20 protein-coding genes and 1 pseudogene are annotated in these 20,839 nt (G+C 36.6%); all 21 read left to right on the forward strand.

Going from position 1 to position 20,839, the window contains the following annotated elements:
• Nucleotides 1–418 precede the first annotated feature (418 nt).
• On the forward strand, nucleotides 419–970 hold the full coding sequence (gene hpf / locus HR057_RS08460; protein WP_173731004.1) for a ribosome hibernation-promoting factor, HPF/YfiA family: 552 nt from the start codon (nucleotides 419–421) through the stop codon (nucleotides 968–970).
• 730 nt (nucleotides 971–1,700) lie between these two features.
• A complete protein-coding gene (gene secA / locus HR057_RS08465) occupies nucleotides 1,701–4,211 on the forward strand; it encodes a preprotein translocase subunit SecA (protein ID WP_173731005.1) in 2,511 nt (836 codons plus the stop codon).
• A gap of 210 nt (nucleotides 4,212–4,421) precedes the next feature.
• A protein-coding gene (prfB, locus tag HR057_RS08470) for a peptide chain release factor 2 (RefSeq protein WP_173731006.1) occupies nucleotides 4,422–5,532 on the forward strand; the annotation gives its coding sequence in 2 pieces (ribosomal slippage) (nucleotides 4,422–4,493 and nucleotides 4,495–5,532; 1,110 coding nt in all).
• A gap of 564 nt (nucleotides 5,533–6,096) precedes the next feature.
• Nucleotides 6,097–6,450, forward strand: coding sequence for a cytochrome c551 (cccB, locus tag HR057_RS08475; protein WP_173731007.1), 354 nt, complete (start codon nucleotides 6,097–6,099; stop codon nucleotides 6,448–6,450).
• A gap of 766 nt (nucleotides 6,451–7,216) precedes the next feature.
• The gene (gene ftsE / locus HR057_RS08480) at nucleotides 7,217–7,903 is read left to right on the forward strand and encodes a cell division ATP-binding protein FtsE (RefSeq protein ID WP_173731008.1); all 687 of its coding nucleotides are present in this window, start codon (nucleotides 7,217–7,219) and stop codon (nucleotides 7,901–7,903) included.
• A complete protein-coding gene (ftsX, locus tag HR057_RS08485) occupies nucleotides 7,893–8,786 on the forward strand; it encodes a permease-like cell division protein FtsX (protein WP_173731009.1) in 894 nt (297 codons plus the stop codon). Before ftsE ends, ftsX begins: the two co-directional genes overlap by 11 nt.
• Before the next feature lie 368 nt (nucleotides 8,787–9,154).
• Nucleotides 9,155–10,375 (forward strand): murein hydrolase activator EnvC family protein, encoded by a 1,221-nt coding sequence (locus tag HR057_RS08490; protein WP_173731010.1) that lies wholly within the window; start codon nucleotides 9,155–9,157, stop codon nucleotides 10,373–10,375.
• A gap of 432 nt (nucleotides 10,376–10,807) precedes the next feature.
• Nucleotides 10,808–11,155 (forward strand): ArsR/SmtB family transcription factor, encoded by a 348-nt coding sequence (locus HR057_RS08495; protein WP_173731011.1) that lies wholly within the window; start codon nucleotides 10,808–10,810, stop codon nucleotides 11,153–11,155.
• Between the two features lie 27 nt (nucleotides 11,156–11,182).
• On the forward strand, nucleotides 11,183–12,244 hold the full coding sequence (gene arsB / locus HR057_RS08500; protein WP_173731012.1) for an ACR3 family arsenite efflux transporter: 1,062 nt from the start codon (nucleotides 11,183–11,185) through the stop codon (nucleotides 12,242–12,244).
• A 13-nt stretch (nucleotides 12,245–12,257) separates the two neighbouring features.
• Nucleotides 12,258–12,680, forward strand: coding sequence for an arsenate reductase (thioredoxin) (gene arsC, locus HR057_RS08505; protein WP_173731013.1), 423 nt, complete (start codon nucleotides 12,258–12,260; stop codon nucleotides 12,678–12,680).
• A gap of 121 nt (nucleotides 12,681–12,801) precedes the next feature.
• The gene (locus HR057_RS08510; RefSeq protein WP_173731014.1) at nucleotides 12,802–13,128 is read left to right on the forward strand and encodes an ArsR/SmtB family transcription factor; all 327 of its coding nucleotides are present in this window, start codon (nucleotides 12,802–12,804) and stop codon (nucleotides 13,126–13,128) included.
• Between the two features lie 86 nt (nucleotides 13,129–13,214).
• Nucleotides 13,215–14,015, forward strand: coding sequence for an arsenite methyltransferase (locus HR057_RS08515; RefSeq protein ID WP_173731015.1), 801 nt, complete (start codon nucleotides 13,215–13,217; stop codon nucleotides 14,013–14,015).
• 842 nt (nucleotides 14,016–14,857) lie between these two features.
• Nucleotides 14,858–15,331: a PCYCGC domain-containing protein gene (locus HR057_RS08520; protein WP_173731016.1), complete on the forward strand. Its 474-nt coding sequence runs from the start codon at nucleotides 14,858–14,860 to the stop codon at nucleotides 15,329–15,331.
• A gap of 267 nt (nucleotides 15,332–15,598) precedes the next feature.
• A complete protein-coding gene (locus HR057_RS17010; protein ID WP_230474397.1) occupies nucleotides 15,599–15,751 on the forward strand; it encodes a hypothetical protein in 153 nt (50 codons plus the stop codon).
• A 198-nt stretch (nucleotides 15,752–15,949) separates the two neighbouring features.
• Nucleotides 15,950–16,246: a hypothetical protein gene (locus HR057_RS17015; protein ID WP_230474398.1), complete on the forward strand. Its 297-nt coding sequence runs from the start codon at nucleotides 15,950–15,952 to the stop codon at nucleotides 16,244–16,246.
• A gap of 299 nt (nucleotides 16,247–16,545) precedes the next feature.
• Nucleotides 16,546–17,328 (forward strand): alpha/beta fold hydrolase, encoded by a 783-nt coding sequence (locus tag HR057_RS08530; protein WP_173731017.1) that lies wholly within the window; start codon nucleotides 16,546–16,548, stop codon nucleotides 17,326–17,328.
• A 128-nt stretch (nucleotides 17,329–17,456) separates the two neighbouring features.
• Nucleotides 17,457–17,624: a DUF4083 family protein gene (locus tag HR057_RS08535; RefSeq protein WP_196237897.1), complete on the forward strand. Its 168-nt coding sequence runs from the start codon at nucleotides 17,457–17,459 to the stop codon at nucleotides 17,622–17,624.
• A gap of 618 nt (nucleotides 17,625–18,242) precedes the next feature.
• A complete protein-coding gene (locus HR057_RS08540) occupies nucleotides 18,243–18,413 on the forward strand; it encodes a hypothetical protein (RefSeq protein WP_173731018.1) in 171 nt (56 codons plus the stop codon).
• A gap of 61 nt (nucleotides 18,414–18,474) precedes the next feature.
• Nucleotides 18,475–18,845 (forward strand): annotated as a pseudogene (locus HR057_RS08545) (aspartate/glutamate racemase family protein); the annotation flags it as partial.
• An 86-nt stretch (nucleotides 18,846–18,931) separates the two neighbouring features.
• Nucleotides 18,932–19,399, forward strand: a complete 468-nt coding sequence (tnpA, locus tag HR057_RS08550) for an IS200/IS605 family transposase (protein ID WP_407926120.1) — start codon at nucleotides 18,932–18,934, stop codon at nucleotides 19,397–19,399.
• Between the two features lies 1 nt (nucleotide 19,400).
• The gene (locus tag HR057_RS08555; protein ID WP_173731019.1) at nucleotides 19,401–20,672 is read left to right on the forward strand and encodes an RNA-guided endonuclease InsQ/TnpB family protein; all 1,272 of its coding nucleotides are present in this window, start codon (nucleotides 19,401–19,403) and stop codon (nucleotides 20,670–20,672) included.
• Nucleotides 20,673–20,839 lie beyond the last annotated feature (167 nt).

The raw sequence follows: 20,839 nt of genomic DNA on the forward strand, positions 1-20,839 counted from the left end.
TCCTTCCTGCTGTAAGAAAACCAATTTATATGGTTTCATTAAAAACGAAAAATATGAGTGGGAATAGACATCATTACTTTACCAGTACGAAACCATGTTGTTTGGGTTTGAACATCGCAGTTGGTGTCCAATAAGACCTAAGTAGTTGACACTGATTTTAGCGGCATATTGCCATACGATTATCCATCCAAGCGATTGACAGGGGCGTCTTAGGAACGTGGATACAGAAAATATACACTTTTATGTACCTAAAGTCCTTATAAAAACAACTTGTAAATATGTCAAGAGTTCGATTGTAAATTGTCAAAAAACGTCCAAATTTTACAAATTTGTTTAGAAAGTTTCTCTGGTTCAGCAGGAATTGGATAGGATAAAATAGAAATATAATAACATAGCATAAATCAAGGAGGTTACCCATATGAAGTTCAACATTCGGGGCGAAAACATCTCAGTAACTCCAGCTCTTAGAGAATATGTGGAGAAAAAGATCGGCAAGCTTGAAAAGTATTTCGAACAAAAACCAACATCTGATGTTAATGTTAATATGAGTGTATATAATAATGAACAAAAAATCGAAGTAACAATTCCAATGAAAAATCTGTTGTTGCGCGCAGAGGAAAGCCATATTGATATGTATGCGGCTGTTGACCTTGTTGTGAATAAACTTGAACGTCAAATCCGCAAGCATAAAACAAAGGTAAACCGCAAGTGGCGTCAAACAGATGAATCACCACGCTATGTTTTTGCTGAAAATACAAATGGCAATAAAGATGATGAAATTGCTGAAGAAGGTTTCGAAGTCGTACGCAACAAGCGTTTTGACTTAAAACCAATGGATTCAGAAGAAGCTATCTTGCAAATGAATATGCTTGGCCATAACTTCTTCGTTTTCCTAAATTCAGAAACTAATACAACAAACGTTGTTTACCGCCGCAATGACGGTAAATACGGCTTAATCGAAGCGCAATAATTGAATAGATAAAAAAAGAAGAAAGGCGCAGACCTATTTGGCTGCGCTTCTTTTTATGGTTTTAACAGAATTTAAAGGTCGTTGATATTTACTGGAAATCATCTGTTGGTTTGCAATTGTGGGGTAGGAAATTCATCGAAAAGACATCAAATAGTACGTATAATATGGAAAATGTCTGAAATTCCAATCATCTATTGCTCTAAAAGTCTTGGTACCAGTTCAAGTAGACGTTAGGGCTAATCTTTTGCCACAACATGCTGCAGGAACATTAAGGGGTTTTGTAATACAGTTTAGGCATATGTAACAGTGGGTAATTTTGATTTATAATTTGGTAAAATTTAACTAAATGGCAGTAAATTTTTATTTTGTGGAAATATTCACAAACAAAAACAAAACACCATATTATACTACTCCTTCAACTTCCATAATAAAATCCTTTTATTTTACAAAATCCTCTCACATTTCGCATTTTCCAATGGTTGTAATACGTTTGAATAAAGTGTTAATATAGAAGTTAGGACTTTATTAATATTATTTGGTTGTTCTTTTTTAACATAAATATTTTTGAAACGAATGAAACACATCGGGCAGGTGTATCAATATAATTTTTTCTACACTGCCTTTGAAAATTAATTTGTTGATGGTATGAAACAAATGTACATTGCCGAATGCAAATCTGCTATACTTTCAATTTTTCATTGGAAATGAATATAGAGGAGCGTAAGACGAAATGCTAGGAATTTTAAAGAAAGTTTTCGGGGACCCAAATCAACGCTATTTAAATCGTTATCAAAAAATTGTTGATCAAATTGAAGCACTTGAGCCTGAAATGCAAAAGCTTTCAGACGATCAGCTTCGCGCAAAAACAGACGAATTTAAAACGCGATTGCAAAATGGAGAATCGTTGGATGACTTGTTGCCAGAGGCATATGCAGTTGTCCGTGAAGGTTCTGTGCGCGTATTAGGGATGCGCCCGTATCCTGTGCAGTTGATGGGTGCGATTGCCCTTCATGAAGGAAATATTGCCGAAATGAAAACCGGGGAAGGTAAAACGCTTGTGGCAACAATGCCGTCTTACTTAAATGCGCTCACTGGTAAAGGTGTTCATGTTGTCACAGTTAACGAATATTTGGCTCGCCGTGACGCAACAGAAATGGGCAAGCTCCATCAGTTTTTAGGTTTAACCGTCGGATTGAATTTGAACAGTCTATCCCAGGAAGAAAAGCAAGCTGCTTATAATGCCGATATTACGTATGGGACAAATAATGAGTTTGGTTTTGATTATTTGCGCGACAATATGGTGCTTTATAAAGAACATATGGTGCAGCGTCCGCTCCATTATGCGATTATCGACGAGGTTGACTCCATTTTAATTGACGAAGCTCGTACACCGCTTATTATTTCCGGTACAGCGAAAAAGTCAACAGCCCTTTATACGATGGCTGACACGTTTGTCCGGACATTGAAGCAAGATGTTGATTATACCTATGATGTAAAAACAAAAGGAGTTCAATTGACTGAAGAAGGGATCGAAAAAGCGGAAAGGGCATTTAAAGTAGAGAATTTATTTGATCTTTCCAATGTAACGCTCGTTCATCATATTAACCAAGCATTAAAAGCGCATGTGAGCATGCATCGAGATGTAGATTACGTCGTTCAAGATGGCGAGGTTATTATCGTTGACCAATTTACAGGCCGTTTGATGAAAGGCCGCCGGTATAGTGAAGGTTTACACCAAGCGATTGAAGCAAAAGAAGGTTTGAAAATTCAAAATGAAAGCATGACGCTTGCAACAACGACATTCCAAAACTATTTCCGGATGTATGAAAAACTCGCTGGGATGACCGGTACAGCTAAAACGGAAGAAGAAGAATTTCGCAATATTTATAATATGCAAGTCATTGTCATTCCAACGAACAAGCCTATTGCGCGGATCGATAAGCCGGATTTAATTTATAAAACAATGGAAGGAAAATTTAAAGCGGTTGTAGAGGATATCGTTGCCCGCCACAAAACTGGGCAGCCGGTGCTAGTCGGTACGGTCAACGTTGATACTTCGGAATTAATTTCACAAATGTTAAAGAAAAAAGGGATTCCGCATCATGTTTTGAATGCTAAAAATCATGAAAAAGAAGCGGAAATCATTGAAAAAGCTGGTCAGCGTGGAGCTGTTACGATTGCGACTAACATGGCTGGACGCGGTACCGATATTAAGCTTGGTGAAGGTGTGAAGGAGCTTGGAGGTTTAGCAGTTATCGGTACAGAGCGCCATGAAAGCCGCCGGATCGACAATCAGTTGCGCGGCCGTGCTGGACGTCAAGGGGACCCTGGTGTCACGCAATTTTACTTATCAATGGAAGATGAATTAATGCGCCGTTTCGGTTCCGATAATATGAGAGCGATGATGGATCGTCTTGGCATGGATGATGACCAACCGATTGAAAGTAAACTGGTGACGAAAGCAGTAGAATCTGCCCAAAAACGGGTTGAAGGAAATAACTTTGATGCCCGTAAAACATTGTTGCAATATGATGATGTATTGCGTCAACAGCGTGATATCATTTATAAACAACGTTATGAAGTGCTTGATGCAGAAAACTTGCGGGATGTTGTTGAGCGTATGATCCGTTCTTCTGTTGAACGCAATGTAGAAGCCCACATGCCAAAAGATGCTTTGCCGGAAGAATGGGATTACAAAGGAATCATTACTTATGTGGAAGGCAACCTTTTGGATGAAGGCATCTTGACTGAAGCAGATATAAAAGGCAAAGAGCCTGAAGAAGTCGTTGATTTGATCATGGAGAAAGTGAAGCAAGAATACGATAAGAAAGAAGCTGAAATTACTCCTGAACAAATGCGCGAATTCGAAAAAGTCATCGTATTGCGTTCCGTTGATACGAAATGGATGGACCATATCGATGCTATGGATCAACTTCGCCAAGGTATCCACTTGCGCGCTTACGGCCAAATCGATCCATTGCGTGAATATCAAATGGAAGGCTTCACGATGTTTGAAAACATGATCGCATCTATCGAAGATGATGTTGCTAAATACATCATGAAAGCTCAAATCCGTAACAACCTGCAGCGCCAACAAGTAGCTGAAGGCCAAGCAGTCAAACCGGACAGCAGCGAAGGCGAAACAAAGAGAAAACCATACGTCAAACGACAAGACATTAGCCGCAATGCCCCATGTCCATGCGGCAGCGGCAAAAAATACAAACACTGCTGCGGAAAATAAATGGTGCCAGACCCCTCTGGCGTACCATCTGCAGCGCGGTGCCAGACCCCTCTGATGCACCATCTGCGGTACGGGGTCAGACCCTTCTGGTGTACCGTCTCCGGCACCTTCTGCCTCTGTTTGACTGCTCCCCCTCCTATGGGGGAGTCTTTATGAATACTGAGTATAAGTGCTAATCAGAAATACAACTTAATGAGGTGACATACATTGATGGAATTAGCTGAAATTAGGCAAGAACTTGATAAAATCTCCAAGAAATTGGATGGCTTTAGGGGGTCTCTTTGACCTCGAACAGAAAGAAAGACGGATTGCTGAACTCGATGAAGTGATGGCCATGCCAAACTTTTGGGATGACCAACAGGCCGCCCAAAAAGTGATTAACGAAGCAAATGGTTTAAAAGATATCGTCAACCGGTTTACAGAATTAGTTGAAAGCTTGGAAAATCTTGAAGTGACTCATGAACTCTTAAAAGAAGAACATGATGAAGATCTTCAAAAAGAACTAGAAGAAGAAATCAAGACACTATCCAAAGAAGTTGGCCAATTTGAACTAGAATTGTTGCTCAATGAGCCTTATGATAAAAACAATGCCATTTTAGAATTGCATCCTGGTGCCGGTGGTACAGAATCTCAGGACTGGGGATCGATGCTTCTCCGTATGTATACGCGATGGGCTGATAAAAAAGGGTTCAAAGTTGAAACGCTTGATTATTTAGCTGGCGATGAAGCAGGGATCAAAAGTGTAACCCTACTCATCAAAGGTCATAATGCTTATGGTTATTTAAAAGCTGAAAAAGGGGTCCATCGACTTGTCCGGATTTCACCATTCGATGCATCAGGCCGTCGCCATACATCGTTTGTATCCGTCGATGTTATGCCGGAGTTTAACGATGAAATAGAAATTGAAGTCCGCGAAGCTGATTTAAAAATTGATACGTACCGTTCCAGCGGCGCTGGCGGCCAGCATGTAAATACGACTGATTCTGCCGTTCGGATTACTCACTTGCCAACTGGAATCGTCGTTACATGCCAATCCGAGCGTTCACAAATTAAAAACCGTGAACAAGCTATGAAAATGTTAAAAGCAAAACTTTATCAGAAAAAAATAGAAGAACAGCAAGCGGAATTAGAAGAAATCCGTGGAGAACAAAAAGAAATTGGATGGGGAAGCCAAATTCGTTCTTACGTTTTCCATCCGTATTCATTGGTTAAAGACCATCGTACAAACGTTGAAGTCGGCAACACACAGTCTGTTATGGACGGTGAAATCGATATTTTCATCGATGCATTCTTGAGATCTAAATTACGTTCCAATTCATAACACGGATCCAACAAGGAATTTCCCTGAGTGGGCTTTTTCAATAGCTGGAAAATAAGCCACACGTTGTAGGCTTAACATTAGCTATGAAAAAGCCCTTTATAAAATTCAATAATAAAATTTTACATATTCCCCTGAAAATTTGTACCTCTGCTTAGAAGTTATTTCCAATTTTCCTCTTAATTTTCTCACATCAAGCACCAAGACGGCACACGCCTATTTCTAAATTTGTAAAAAAGTACTAATTAATAAAAAAACTCCAGTTGGAAACACTAAACTCAACTCCAAAATTCATATTAAGAGTTAAGCATCACCACGATTGCAATTCCACCGTTCCAAGCTCACCGGTTTTATAATTAAGCCATCTAATTGAAAAAATTATTTTTGTATAGTTAGGTCAAACATTACGAATTTTAACTGTTCAAAAAGTTGTCACAATCTCGGGTGTTAAGTAACAAAGGATTAGGAGAAGCATTTTCCTAAGGAATAAAATTGTTTATAATAGGGAAGTGTACAAACATATGGTACACATAACAATAATTTCTTATTAACAAGGGGGAGTAACTAGTGAAGAAAAAGTTACTAGCATTGTTCATGGGTTCTGCACTTGTGCTTGGCGCATGTGGCGGAGGTGGCGACACTACTCAAGAACCTGCTGATAATGGCGGAAATGGTGGTGAAACTACAGCACCAGCAGACAACACTGCAGCAGCTGAAGGTATCTACGCTCAAAGCTGTGCAAGCTGCCATGGTCAAAATCTTGAAGGTGGCGTAGGCCCAGAATTAGCTACTGTTGGAAGCAGATTAGATGCAGCTGGCATTGAGGATGTAATCATAAACGGAAGAAATGCAATGCCAGGCGGATTAATTAAAGGTGACGATGCAAAAGCTGTAGCAGAATGGCTTGCAGCTAAAAAATAAATCTAGTGTCGATAAAAAGGGCTTTCTCTTACTTATACAGAAAGTCCTTTTTGTTTTTAATATATTCTTGCTGGAAATGTTTTTTAGTTTACATTTATTCCTCTTCATATGGCTCAATGGTCGCTAATTTAATCAGCTGAACGCCTGTTTTATTTATACTTTCCGTGTGGATCGTTGCCGCAAGTGCCGTTCGAAATTCTTTTAAACTCTCCATACGGATTTCAGCAGCTAGAGCGATAGACCATATATTGTGAAAAATTCTTTTTCCTCCATTTAGAGGAACACCGCCACAATATAGTCCCCTTTAGCTACTCGCTGTCGTTACAGTAAATCCCGCAAAAACCATTTAAATTTTTCTACCTACAAAATATTTCATTAAACCGCATGATAACAGTCGTTTGTCTATTATTCTTATATTTTCTTCCAAAATTTTATCAATTTTTTACCTGAAAAACACGAACATTGATGGTATAATATTAACGTGTGTCATGTTTTATCATTTCATGGCGCTTTTTCCTGTCGTAAAAAATAAAATACAGTACTGGGTAAAAACTCTATACAAAAATAGAATTCGACCTCTTTTCAAGCCGTAATTTACCGTCATTCTATACGCTTACGCTATAGCACTTACATGAAAATTGAAATTTTCCACAAATGTCGGAACATAGGAACTTAAATAAAAAATGATAGACGAATATAATAAATAGTTTTGCTAGGCAGTTTTTTTGCGGCTGTCGAAAAGACTAAAAAATTAGGTGTGATATTTATGATAGAAATGGAAGACGTTTATAAGAAATATCCAAATGGGGTATGGGCTGTAAACGGCATTAGTGTTCAAATCAAACAAGGTGAGTTCGTCTATGTCGTAGGTCCAAGCGGTGCGGGCAAATCAACGTTCATTAAAATGATGTACCGTGAAGAGAAGCCTACGAAAGGGACGATTATGATCAATGGAATTAATCTTTCTAAACTAAGGACAAGTAAAGTACCACTACTTCGTCGTAATATCGGCGTAGTTTTCCAAGATTTTAAACTGCTTCCAAAGCTTACTGTGTACGAAAATGTTGCGTTTGCACTGGAAGTAATCGAAGAACATCCGCGCAATATTAAGCGGCGGGTTCTTGAAGTGCTTGATCTTGTAAGATTAAAACATAAAGCGCGCTTCCTGCCCTCTGAGCTTTCCGGCGGTGAACAGCAGCGCGTATCGATTGCCAGATCGATTGTCAACTATCCGAAAATAGTTATTGCTGATGAGCCAACAGGGAATCTTGATCCTGACTCATCATGGGGGATCATGGAAATTTTTGAAGAAATCAATAACCGAGGGACAACAGTCGTGATGGCAACCCATAATAGAGAAATCGTCAATACGATCCGCAAACGCGTCATTGCCATTGAAAGCGGACGAATTGTAAGAGATGAAAACCGAGGTGAATACGGCTATGACAGTTAACACCATGGTTCGACATCTAAGAGAAGGCTGCAAAAACATCGCCCGAAATGGGTGGATGACGTTTGCATCTGTCAGTGCCGTAACGGTGACATTGCTTTTAGTTGGTATTTTTCTAGTCATTATGATGAATTTAAATAACTTTGCAACAACTGTAGAAGAGGATGTAGAAATTCGAGTACATATTGATCCTATTGCGAATGAAGCACAAATAAAAGAACTTGGTCAACGGATCAAACGAATTAGCGAAGTGGATCAAGTTGCTTTTTCATCGAAAGAGCAAGAGCTAGAGGAAATTATTAAAAGTTTCGGTGAAGAAGGAAAAGCTTTTGAATCATTAAAATCAGAAAATCCGCTTCGGGACGTTTATGTGGTCAAAACAAAAGACCCGCAAATGACTCCTGCTGTTGCAAAAAAAATTGAAAAGTTCGACAATGTAGAACGTGTCAATTATGGACAAGGAACCGTTGAAAAATTATTTAAGTTTGTAAATATTTCAAGAAATATCGGTATTGGCCTGATCATCGGCCTCGTCTTTACGGCGATGTTCCTCATATCAAATACGATAAAAATTACAATTATGGCAAGAAGAAGGGAAATTGAAATTATGAGGCTCGTCGGTGCAACGAATGCCTTTATACGTTGGCCATTTTTTCTTGAGGGACTTTTGCTAGGCGTGATGGGAGCCGTTATTCCAGTCGTTTTAATATTATCAGGCTATTCTTATATATACGACACATTCCAGCCAAAACTGGCAAACACATTTGTTCAACTGCTTCCATTTAATCCGTTCGCCTACCAAGTGGCGTTCATTCTCGTTGCTATAGGCGCTTTTATCGGTGTTTGGGGCAGCTTAATGTCTGTAAGAAAGTTTTTGAAAGTTTAGGATAAAGCGGTGAGAATTCTCCTCATTTGCTGGAGATGAACCGCCCCATTACATAATGGATTTGAATAGGTGCTAGTTTACTGCGCCGGAATGACAAGTCGGCTGTTCATTTATCACTGTACGGATGTCTATAGGGGAACTTTATAATCCTAATATGGTTTGTTCATGAAAGTCTGATGACCAGAAGAAGTTTGTGAAAATAAAAACTTACCATTTATAGCCGTGCAAAGTTTCAAAAAATAGAAAAATAGATTAGCAGTGCTGGAACAAAAAAACGCTTAGGTTCAGTTTTGAAAAATATAGCTTTGCAGATTTGTAATTAAAAATCTATCAATCATTGTGAAAGAACAGGGAAAGGTGGAAGCGAAGTGCGAAAGTTGTTTACAGTTATTTTGTCAGCCACGATTGCAATCGGAGGCACGACATTTTTAAGCGAACACGCATCTGCCAACCAGCAACTTAAGAATAAAATCAATGAAGTACACGGCAAGCGTAAAGAATTGAATAAAGAGGTTCAACAAAAAAAGAATGAAATCAATCAACTTGAAAATGAGCAAGCAAAAGTTAATGCAGAGATCAAAAAACTTGATTTAGCCGTTGCGGAAACAGCTGAAAGAATTCGCAAAAAAGAAGCTGAAATTAAAACAACGAAAGCAGAGATTGACAAGCTTGCTTTTAAAATTAAAGAACTGCAAATAAAAATTACAAAACGGGATGAAGCTCTAAAAACACGGGTTCTTTCTGTGCAAGAAAGCGGTGGAGTTGTCAGCTATTTAGATGTATTGCTCGGTGCGAAAAGTTTCGGTGATTTTATCGACCGTGCCAATGCGATTTCAATCATTGTTCAGCAAGATAAAGATATTTTACAGGCGCATATTAATGATAAACAGGCGCTTGAAGACATGAAAAAAGAACAACAGGCGAAGCTTGCCAAACTAGAACAAATCCGTGCTGAGTTAAAAACTGACCAAGAAACGCTCATTGCTCAAAAAGGCCAAAAAGAAAAGCTAATGGCAGAGCTCAAGGAAAAAGAACAGCAAATTGAAGAAGAAATGTTAGATAAAGCAGAAGAAGCTGAAATTTTAAGAAGACAGGAAGCTGCTTATAAGAAGCTTTACCAGCAATGGCTTGAAGAGCAGCGCCGCATTCAAGAAGCGAAACAGAGGGGCGAAAAACCGCCAGTGACTGACGGAACGTTTATGAGACCAGCCAACGGTCCGATCACTTCAAATTTCGGCCAACGTTGGGGCAAATTGCATGCCGGCGTTGATATCGGAAAACGTGGTTCTGAAGTGCCAGTAGTTGCAGCAGCAGATGGTATCGTTTTCCGTTCTTACTATTCATCATCCTATGGAAACGTTGTGTTTGTCTCTCATAATATTAATGGAAAAATGTATACTACAGTTTATGCACATCTAGAAAGCCGCAGCGTTTCAGAAGGACAAGCTGTCAAGAAAGGCGACTTGCTAGGATATATGGGCAACACCGGCCGCTCATACGGCGCCCACCTCCACTTCGAAATTCATGAAGGTGCTTGGAACGCCTCAAAATCAAATGCGGTCAATCCTAAGAAGTATATAAACTTCTAAAAATGTTTACCTACAAAAAAGTTTTTAAAAAATAGAATAAATATTCATATACTTTTATAGAGTGAGCACATCTAGTCAATACCTAAAGGTAGATAACGATGTGCTCTTATTTTGGAGGAAAAATTCATTGTATTTAAACAAGTGGCAATTTCAAAATATTAATGATAAATTTATTCAAAAACTAGTGCGATAGCCGAACAAGGCTGTCGCCTTCTTTGATTATTGTGCAATTTAGTTCGGGATGAATTGGGATTATTAGCGTGTTTGTTTTCTATTACGTCTATTCCTAGAACATTTATGCTAATTGTAAATATAATGCTTAAGAATGATTTAATTTATTGAACATATAAGTATTTAATTATATAGTTATAAGAGAAAATAATGAATAACATAGAAATTTAATAATTAATGTTGACGGGAGGTGTTTTTATCATGAAACAAACAACAGTAGAAATTGTGAAAGCCGCGCAAGTTTTAAAGCTTCTTGGAGATAAAACAAGGCTTACAATTATTTCTGTTTTGAAAAAACAGGATTGTTGTGTTTGTGAGCTTGTTGAATTATTTGATATGAGTCAGCCTTCGATTAGTCAGCATTTACGCAAGCTTAAAGATGCTGGACTTATTATTGAAGAGAGAAAAGGCCAATGGATTTATTATTCCTTAAATAAATCCAGTGAGTATTATCCGCTTATAAATGATATATTGCTGCATATTCATGAACAAAAAGAGGGTAATGCAAATATTGATAGTATCGATGTTAAATCACGTTTTGATTGTTAGCATCGTAAAATAGAAAGGAATGGAAAAATGAGCAAAGAAATAGGGAAAAAGCGTCTTTCCTTTTTAGACCGATATCTTACACTTTGGATCTTTCTTGCTATGGTAATTGGAATTTGGATCGGTAATGTTGTACCGGACTTTGTAGATGGATTAAACAATTTACAAGTAGGAACAACTTCAATTCCACTAGCTATCGGCTTAATTTTGATGATGTATCCGCCTTTAGCGAAGGTTCGTTATGAAGAGATGGGGAGAGTATTTAAAGATGTAAAAGTATTGCTTCTATCACTTGTACAGAACTGGATTATTGGTCCTGTCCTTATGTTTTTTCTAGCGATTGTATTTTTACCAGATAAACCAGAATATATGGTTGGGTTAATTCTTATTGGTTTAGCACGCTGTATTGCAATGGTTATTGTTTGGAATGATCTTGCCAAAGGGGATACAGAATATGCAGCAGGGTTAGTTGCCTTTAATGCAGTATTCCAAACTTTGTTTTTTTCTGTTTATGCATATGTGTTTGTAACCGTTATTCCAAAATGGTTGGGGATTGAAGGGGCAATTGTTGATATAACGATGGTTGAGGTTTCAAAATCAGTCTTCATTTATTTAGGCATTCCTTTTCTTGCTGGTATGTTAACAAGATTTATTTTTGTGAAAGTAAATGGAAGACAATGGTATGAAACAAAGTTCGTTCCCAAAATCAGTCCTATTACATTGATTGCATTACTATTTACAATTATTGTGATGTTTTCATTAAAAGGTGATATAATTGTCAGCTTACCATTAGATGTTGTACGAGTTGCAATTCCATTATTAATCTATTTTATTCTTATGTTCTTTGTATCTTTCTACTTGGGCAAGAAAATTGGTGCTGGTTACCCTGTGACGACTACACTTGCGTTTACAGCAGGAAGCAACAATTTTGAATTAGCGATTGCTGTTGCAGTAGGTGTATTTGGTATTCATTCTGGTGCTGCTTTTGCTGCAGTTATTGGTCCGCTAGTGGAAGTACCGGTCATGATTGCCTTAGTAAATGTTGCTTTATGGTTTCAGAGAAAATACTTTAATACACAGACTACTAATTAGAAGGAGTCATGTCATGGATAATAAAAAAATAATTTATTTCTTATGTACAGGCAATTCATGCCGCAGTCAAATGGCTGAGGGGTGGGCGAAGAAATATCTAAATGATGAGTGGGATGTAAAGAGTGCCGGAATTGAGGCACATGGTCTAAATCCTAACGCAGTCAAAGTAATGAAGGAAGTAGGTATTGATATTTCAAATCAAACTTCAGATGTTATTGATCCAGACATTTTAAATAATGCAGCTGTTGTTGTAACACTATGCGGAGATGCTGCTGACAAATGCCCGATGACACCACCTCATGTGAAACGCGTCCATTGGGGTTTTGATGATCCTGCAAAAGCTAAAGGTACAGAAGAAGAAAAGTGGGCAGTTTTCCAACGTGTTCGAGATGAGATTGGTGAAAGAATAAAAAAATTTGCAGAGACTGGAGAATAATGTCCCTAATTAAAGATGAGATTTTTTAATCAATTTTTTTTGATTAATAGGTTGCAATTTCGAAAAATTAATAATATGATACGTATATCAAAAAAATTGATTAAACAAGGGTGTAATCCAGATGAATCCTATTTTACAGTTTAAGGATGCTTCAAAGGAAAAGATATTTGCTGAATATGAAAGTAAATTTAAGGCTTTAGCTGACAAAAAAAGGTTGCATATATTAAACCTATTGTGTCAACAAGATTCGATATGTGTATGTGATTTATGCACTTTAATTGATATGCCACAATCCAAGCTATCTTATCATTTAAAAATACTCCTTGATGCAAACTTAATTATAAAAGAAACAAAAGGTACTTGGAGTTACTATCAAATAAATGCTGAAGAGATAAATAAACTACTATCGCCAAGTCTTTGTTGTTTATTTAGACCTAGCCATTGTTAGGTCTTTAAAATACTATAATTAATCAAAAATTTTTGATTTATTAATCAAAAAAACTTGATTAAAAAATTTTGCGGGAGGCGTTTTTTATGAGTAATCAGGAAAAGGATCAAATTCGTCAAAAAGTTCGAAACAGGTACAAAGAAATTGCATTACAAGGGGCGAATCAAAGCAGTTGCTGTTCTTCTTCAAATTCTTGTACTCCTTCCATGGATTTTAATGAGGTTTCTTCCCAGCTAGGATATTCAAAACAGGAATTATCTTCGGTACCTGAAGGGGCTAATCTTGGATTAGGCTGTGGAAATCCAATAGCTATTGCAGACTTAAAAAAGGGTGAAGTTGTATTAGATTTAGGTAGTGGTGGAGGTTTTGATTGTTTTTTAGCTGCACGTCAGGTTACTGAAACAGGGAAGGTAATCGGGGTTGATATGACACCAGAAATGATTAGCAGAGCACGGAGTAATGCCGAAAAGGGTGGTTTTACCAATGTTGAATTCAGATTAGGAGAAATTGAACATTTACCTGTGGCGGATAATAGCGTAGATGTCATTATCTCAAATTGTGTTATTAACTTATCTCCTGATAAACAACAAGTTTTTAAGGAAGCCTACCGTGTACTGAAATCTGGTGGAAGAATCGCTATTTCAGATATTGTAAAAACAACAGAGTTTCCAGAAGAAATTAAAAATAATATGGATGAATTTTATGCAAGCTGTGTTTCCGGAGCTTCTACAATTAAAGAACTAGAATTAATGCTGAAACAAAGTGGATTTATACAAATTAGTATTGAACCAAAAGATGAGTCTAGGGAATTTATTAAGGACTGGGTAGAGGGTTCTAACATAGAAGATTATATTGTTTCATCTATAATAAAAGCTGTCAAACCATAAAAATATTTAGCCAGCATATTTGCTGGCTTTTCTAATATATAAAGTCAAGGGGTAAGGGAAAAATTGCAATATTAAAACAATCACTTTTTTCTAAGTTATTATTATTGTTAACAGTTATGAAAAAATGTACTAAAACCAAACGGTTGCATTTATTGAATAGGAAAAATAATAAAGGAAATGTCTTTGTATGTTAATGCTATTTAGTTAAAATGGTTGTTAAAAAGGCTATGTAACACTATGCTTTTGTTCTGTGATTTGATGGTCTTTCCACGAAAAGTAGACCGTATTTTTTGTTTATCACTCTTATTTTTTTATGATAAAAATTAATTAAAGGAAAGTAATAAATAAAATGCATAAAATAATGCATAAAGATTTAATCACCATAAGTGCTTTTTTAAGAATTTAATTGTAACTCTAAATTGAAATTATAATTTTATTTAAGAATTTAATTGTATGTACAAAAATAAAAACCATTGATTTATCAATGATTTTTAAAGTCATTTTTTAAGAATTTAATTGTAAATAGACAGAAATAAATCCATAGAAAGCACATCAGAGTCAATGTATTCGACGATGATGTGTTTTTTATTTTTGGAATCACAGGGCAATTATGGTAAAGCTCTGGTGGCAATATTCAGGATGTTGTAAATGCACATCCGAAAGAAGCGCCGCGCTTTCATCTTCTTTTGGAAAAGCTTCCTTTAACTCCTTAGAATATATTTCCACGATGATCTTTGTAATCCTTCTAATCCTTGCTTCTCATATTCCTTAATCCGGATATTTTATATTAGTCTATCACTTATGATATATTAGTCATATCTAAAGTGATCAGAGGTGACACGATGAAATATAAAGGTATAATTGTTTTACTTATACTTACTTTATTCATTTCGGCTTGCAGTTCCAATAAAGAACAATCAAATCAAGAGTATGCTCCCAATGGAGATCTGCAAGAAAAAACTGCTTCTGCTGATGTTTTACCGACCTTTTTAAAAGATCAAAGGGAAGAGATTCGCTTAGTATATCAAGCTGCAGGAAAATCAGCAGAGTTGTTACAATGGATTCCTTGTTATTGTGGTTGTGCAGAGAGTGCTGGACATCAAAGTAGTATGAATTGCTTTGTCAAAAATATCAATGAAGATGGTTCCGTTGTCTGGGATGATCACGGTACTCGTTGTGGAATTTGCTTACAAATCGCAGCTGAATCTATTGCGATGAAACAAGAAGGCAAATCTGTAAAGGACATTCGTTATTACATTGATGAAAAATACAAAGAAGGCTATGCAAAACCAACGAATACTCCAATGCCTTTATAATCAATTTAATGACAAAAAATGATTGGATCATAATCTTTTAAAACGAACTTGAAATATTTTTTTGTGTCTATCAAATATAAATTTATAGAAAGTACATCAAAGTCAATGCATTCGACGATGATGTGCTTTTCTTATTTTTAGGAAGGAACAATGAATCATAGGGAAGTAAATGAAGTAGCATATACAACATAGAAGTTTATAGAAGTCTTCCAATGGGTGATACTGTTTAAAAATCAAAGAAATGTCATTCTGGTGGTGGAAAAGTAAATGGAGGATAAAAATACATCCAACATTGTTGAAAATACTACTTTCTGGTTTCCTGGGCGATGGATTGGTGGACTATCCTTAATCATCGGACCACTTTTGTTACTAGCTGCAGCTCTTCTTAGAATTCAATTTCACTTCTTTTTTGATGCATAGCTGGAAGCGTATGCGAATCATCCTGTGCTCATTACTGCTGCTTATAGTTGTTTTGTGCTTGGTTGTATTTTCCTTTTGCCGGGAATTCTTACTTTAGTCAGGTTTATTGGCAGGAAATATCCCGTTTTAGCAATTTGGGCTGGAATGTTTACCATTCTAGGATTAGTGGGGCGTGTTTTTCATGGAGGAATTGATCATATGGCATTTCAGCTTGTGAATGTACAAAGCTTAGAACTCGCCATTCAAGCAGTGAATGATTCATATCAGGCTTTCCACGTTGTCCGTTATTTAAATGGCTGGATGATGGCAGGTTGGGTTCTTTTGGCCATCGGTGCATACCGGTCAGGCACGATGGGTCTTATTCGTTCGATTGCATTAGGATCCATGTTCTTCCTGCCGCTAGGCACTCTCAAAGGAACAAGATTTGAGTCAACTTTCATTCTACTTGGTCTTTGTATTGCCTTAATTCCTTTAGGTATCAAAGTGTTGCGGTAAGGCCCGCCACCTTCACGTAAGGCAATATTTTGGACGATTGTATTCATAGGAGGAGAAATTGTATTTATTATACTTTCCATTATTTTCCCTGAAATTATGCAGCACTAATCATCTTATAAACAACGATTTGAAGTTAACATAGGAGATTAAAAAATATGTTTTATCGCACAAATCGAAAAATAAAAAAACAGAACCCCGTCTCAACCACAATACATCCTACGTATAACGAATAATAGGTATTCACCTATATCTCCTTAAATGAATATGTTTTTTGTAAAGCCATTTAAGGGGGAATCGGTGTGGGTTACTATGTTACGGTAGAATCAGGTGTTAATTTATATATAGAAGATATAAATCCAATGGGCAGGAAAGCGATTGTATTTTTGCATGGGTGGCCGTTAAGCCATAAACAGTTTGAGTATCAATTTGATGTTCTTCCTTTCATGGGTTACCGTTGTATTGGAATTGACTGGAGAGGATTTGGAAAGTCAGATAAGCCAATAAGCGGATACAATTTTGATCAATTAGCTGATGATTTATGTACAGTCGTTAAAGTACTTCAATTAGACAATTTTACACTTGTGGGTCACTCTACGGGAGGAGCCATTGCGATTCGATATATGTCCCGCCATAATGGTTGCGGAGTATCCAAACTAGTCTTAATTGCCGCTGCAGCCCCTACAGGATTTACAACTGAAACAGCGAATCAATTTCTTACCCAAGCTTTAAATGACCGCCCTAAAATGATGCGGGAAGTAATCGATCATTTTTTCTTTCAATATATAACATGCTCGTTTTCTGAGTGGTTTTTTCAAATGGGCTTGGAGGCGGCGGGCTGGTCAACAGCAACGATTATTCAAACATTAAGAGATGAACAGCTTTTTGCAGATTTGCCAAAAATTAATGTTCCTACTTTGATCGTTCATGGTGTACATGATAAAGTGATTCCATTTGCACAGGCACAGGAACTTAATCAGCAAATAAAAAATTCACAGCTTGTCCCGTTTCATTATAGCGGTCATGGTTGTTTCTGGGAGGAACGTGACAAGTTTAACTTGCTTTTAAGAGATTTTATTGGGTGAAAGTATATAATATTAGTTAATTAAAATTAAATGTTAACGGTTTTTTCTTTTCTAAAAAAGTTTCTATTAAAATAGGATATTTCCGGTATAATAAAAATGGTATAATATACCAAAGTGAGGTGAATGAAATGATAAATATCGGTGATATCCTTTTTCAGTTATTCGGAATTTTAGTACTTGTCTTTTTTATCGCAATTATTGTATTTGTCGCTCGTTCTTCGAAAAAAAGGAAAGATCAGTTAGATAGAATAGAAGAAAAGTTGGATAGAGTATTAAGACAAATACCTAAAGAATAGGTTTCATAAGCTCGGCTTTAATAGTCGAGCTTTTATGCCCATTTCGTATGCTACATAAGGAAGTAAAAAATTCTTAAACATTTCCTTATCCCGTACTATTAGAGCTTTTGATGGAAATGGGAACTTGACTGCCGATCATTATTTGGAGGATATCCAAAGTGCATTGATTGGAAGCGACAGGAACGAAGCACATTCAATATAAAGTTGTAGGAGTGATTATTATTAAGAAGGTATACCCAACTTTATTCGCTTATTTATTAGCTCTCATCATAATATTTTATTTTTCAGTAAATTCACTGATTGACTCTGCGATGAAAACAACATTTCCAAATTTACAATTTATTTCCTCCCTAATTATTATGAAAGTTTTAATATGGGTCGTTGGAATTTCAGTAAAGAAATATATAAGCAAAATCGCAAATGGCAATAAGAAAATTGAGCTGCAATTAAAGGTGTCATTTATTTTGGGAAGTGTAATTGCTATATTTTGTATATTAGTTTTAACTTGAATATTTCACAGACGGAAGCGTTGATCCAAGAAGGGATTAACGCTTTTTTGTTGAAGTTATAGTACTAACAGTGTTGGTTGGTAATTTATGTAAATAGTGAGTGGTTTTAATGCGTGACGATAAATGGATTGGATCCCTTTTGATTGGTTTGTTTGCATATACTGTTATTATGATTTCCCTTTTTGAAAAAGAGCCTATTATTGCAAATCAAATAAACAATAGTGCAATCATTGGACTTCTTTTAACAATTTTAATAAAGATGAATGGAGGCAATCGTTGAATAAAGGCCGCTTCTTAAAATAATAGATGCATATTTCAATTAAGTTATGGAGGGAACTTTAGTGAAAACAATAGGGTTAATAGGTGGCATGAGCTGGGAATCTACAGTTAAATACTATCGAATCATTAATGAAGAGGTAAAAGAAGATTGGGTGGATTACATTCGGCAAAATGTATTTTATACAGCGTTGATTTTGATGAAATCGAGCGCCTTCAATCGGCAGGTAAGTGGGAGGAAGCAGGTAAACGAATAGGAGATGCAGCCTGCTCATTAGAAAAAGCTGGAGCGGATTTTATTATTATTTGCACAAATACAATGCATAAAGTCGTCGACTTTGTTCAAGAAAAAATAAGAATTCCTATTCTACATATTGCCGACGCAACTACGAACCAAATAAAAAAGTCAAATCTTCATACGGTGGGGCTTTTAGGATAAAGCGACGAGAATCCTCCCCATTTCAATGAGGAGATGAATCGTCGCTCTTTTTATACAATTATAAACTATATGTGCTTTATTTAATGCCTGTAAATATTGAAGAATTACTATATTTTATGTACACTATATGTATGAACAAGAAAGCTACTATTACCCACGCTAGAACATGTGTTTATAACGTTAATTACCATATTGTTTGGTCTGTTAAATATCGAAGAAAAGTTTTAAACAAAGAAATCGAACAATATCTAAAAACTCTTTTTCAAGAGATTGCAGAAGAAAAAGGATTTAAAGTTGTCATGATGGAGGTAGGTGATCAAGACCATATTCATGTATTTGCTTCTGCACATCCAAAAGTCTCTCCTTCTTATATTGTCAAAATGCTAAAAGGCATATCGGGAAGGAAACTATTCTGGCGGTTTCCAGAAATAAAAGAAAAACTTTGGAAAGGTCATTTATGGAATAGCAGTTACTACATTGAAACCATCGGTTCCATAAGCGAAGAAGCCATTAAGAAGTATATAGCTAAACAAAAGAAAGGTGGTGAATAGGATGATTCGGGTTTCTTATTTTGAATACAGACCAAATAAGATAAACGCCCTCATCCTCCATCACCTATGCTATGCAAGCAGAAAATTATGGAATGTGGCAAATTTCGAGAGACGTAACTGGACAAAAGATAGTGGAGTTCCATATCCTGACTGGTATGAGCAAAAAAAGCGGTTAAAAGATCACTTTTGGTATAAACATCTTCCTTCTCAATCGGCACAAGAAGTACTAAAAGTCTTGCACGAAGCGTGGAAATCATTCTATGAATTGAAAAAATCGGGGGAGATCGAACATCCAAAACCGCCACGATATAAGCATAGAAATTTCAATGTCAAGTTCTTAAACAATGGTTTTCGAATCGAAGATCATCGCATTCGCTTATCTATTCCTGCAAAACAAAAGACTTATTTGCAAGAAACCTGTGGGATCAAAGTCAAATATGCTTATATTCCGATTCCGAAACATATCGAAATTCATCATGTAAAAACAGTGGAAGTAAAACCATTGAGTGATGGGAAATACAAAATTATTTTGGCTCAAGAATATAACGATGTTCCTATCAAAAAAGGATCTGCCAAGTTTATGTCAATCGACATGGGAATAGCCAATGCTCTTACTTGTTACGACTATCAAGGAAAATCTCACATTCTATCAGGTCGCCAATGGCTTTCCGTTGAGCGGTATTTTCATAAGAAAATAGCGCATTACCAAGCTATTTCTGACGCTCAGCAAGCAGCTAAGGGCATTCAATATCCAAAGAAGTCGAAACGAGTGCTGCAGCTATACCGCAAAAGAAAGGCGCAAACCTTTCATATTCTTCATTGCATGACGAAGAAAGTCATCGATCTCGCTGTCAAACAAGGAGTAGAAACCATTATCATAGGCGACATCACTGGTATCCGAGAAAATACTCATCTTGGCAAGAAAACGAATCAAAAATTGCATCAACTCCCATACGACCAAATTTTTAAACAGATAAAATATAAAGCTGAAGAAAAAGGCATAGAAGTCGTCAAGATTTCAGAAGAATACACATCGCAAACCTGTGCAGTTTGCAAGCCGTTTCCATCTAAGGAATTTGCTCATCAATCCAATCGAAAACATCGTGGATTATATGTGTGTAAAGATTGTCACACAGCACTAAATGCTGATGTCAATGGAGCAATCAATATAGCTAAAAAGTATCTGAAAGAGATAGATGATCTATCTCAATCAGTAGTGGTGTTGGACACGCCGACAGTGTATACGTTCAACGGACATCAGTTCGTTGCGTAGAACTGGAAGCTCGTCATTTTAATGACGAGTAGTTCACAAGAAAAAAGTAGAAATAATGAAGCCGATGAAAAACACTTTGATACATAACTTTTCCTACCAAAGTTAAAATGTCTTTCCCAAGTGAAGGTTGTTCACTTGGGATTTTTTATCCCTTATCTATGACCCCA

Source organism: Calidifontibacillus erzurumensis (assembly GCF_013303125.1).
Classification (GTDB): Bacteria; Bacillota; Bacilli; order Bacillales; family Bacillaceae_J; genus Calidifontibacillus; species Calidifontibacillus erzurumensis.

Bases quoted from the DNA above. Each gene is read 5' to 3' on its own strand.
- hpf (WP_173731004.1), top strand. From the start codon at position 419: ATGAAGTTCAACATTCGGGGCGAAAACATCTCAGTAACTCCAGCTCTT.
- secA (WP_173731005.1), top strand. From the start codon at position 1,701: ATGCTAGGAATTTTAAAGAAAGTTTTCGGGGACCCAAATCAACGCTAT.
- ftsE (WP_173731008.1), top strand. From the start codon at position 7,217: ATGATAGAAATGGAAGACGTTTATAAGAAATATCCAAATGGGGTATGG.
- ftsX (WP_173731009.1), top strand. From the start codon at position 7,893: ATGACAGTTAACACCATGGTTCGACATCTAAGAGAAGGCTGCAAAAAC.
- HR057_RS08495 (WP_173731011.1), top strand. From the start codon at position 10,808: ATGAAACAAACAACAGTAGAAATTGTGAAAGCCGCGCAAGTTTTAAAG.
- arsB (WP_173731012.1), top strand. From the start codon at position 11,183: ATGAGCAAAGAAATAGGGAAAAAGCGTCTTTCCTTTTTAGACCGATAT.
- arsC (WP_173731013.1), top strand. From the start codon at position 12,258: ATGGATAATAAAAAAATAATTTATTTCTTATGTACAGGCAATTCATGC.
- HR057_RS08510 (WP_173731014.1), top strand. From the start codon at position 12,802: ATGAATCCTATTTTACAGTTTAAGGATGCTTCAAAGGAAAAGATATTT.
- HR057_RS08515 (WP_173731015.1), top strand. From the start codon at position 13,215: ATGAGTAATCAGGAAAAGGATCAAATTCGTCAAAAAGTTCGAAACAGG.
- HR057_RS08520 (WP_173731016.1), top strand. From the start codon at position 14,858: ATGAAATATAAAGGTATAATTGTTTTACTTATACTTACTTTATTCATT.
- HR057_RS17010 (WP_230474397.1), top strand. From the start codon at position 15,599: ATGGAGGATAAAAATACATCCAACATTGTTGAAAATACTACTTTCTGG.
- HR057_RS17015 (WP_230474398.1), top strand. From the start codon at position 15,950: ATGGCATTTCAGCTTGTGAATGTACAAAGCTTAGAACTCGCCATTCAA.
- HR057_RS08535 (WP_196237897.1), top strand. From the start codon at position 17,457: ATGATAAATATCGGTGATATCCTTTTTCAGTTATTCGGAATTTTAGTA.
- HR057_RS08540 (WP_173731018.1), top strand. From the start codon at position 18,243: ATGCGTGACGATAAATGGATTGGATCCCTTTTGATTGGTTTGTTTGCA.
- tnpA (WP_407926120.1), top strand. From the start codon at position 18,932: ATGCCTGTAAATATTGAAGAATTACTATATTTTATGTACACTATATGT.
- HR057_RS08555 (WP_173731019.1), top strand. From the start codon at position 19,401: ATGATTCGGGTTTCTTATTTTGAATACAGACCAAATAAGATAAACGCC.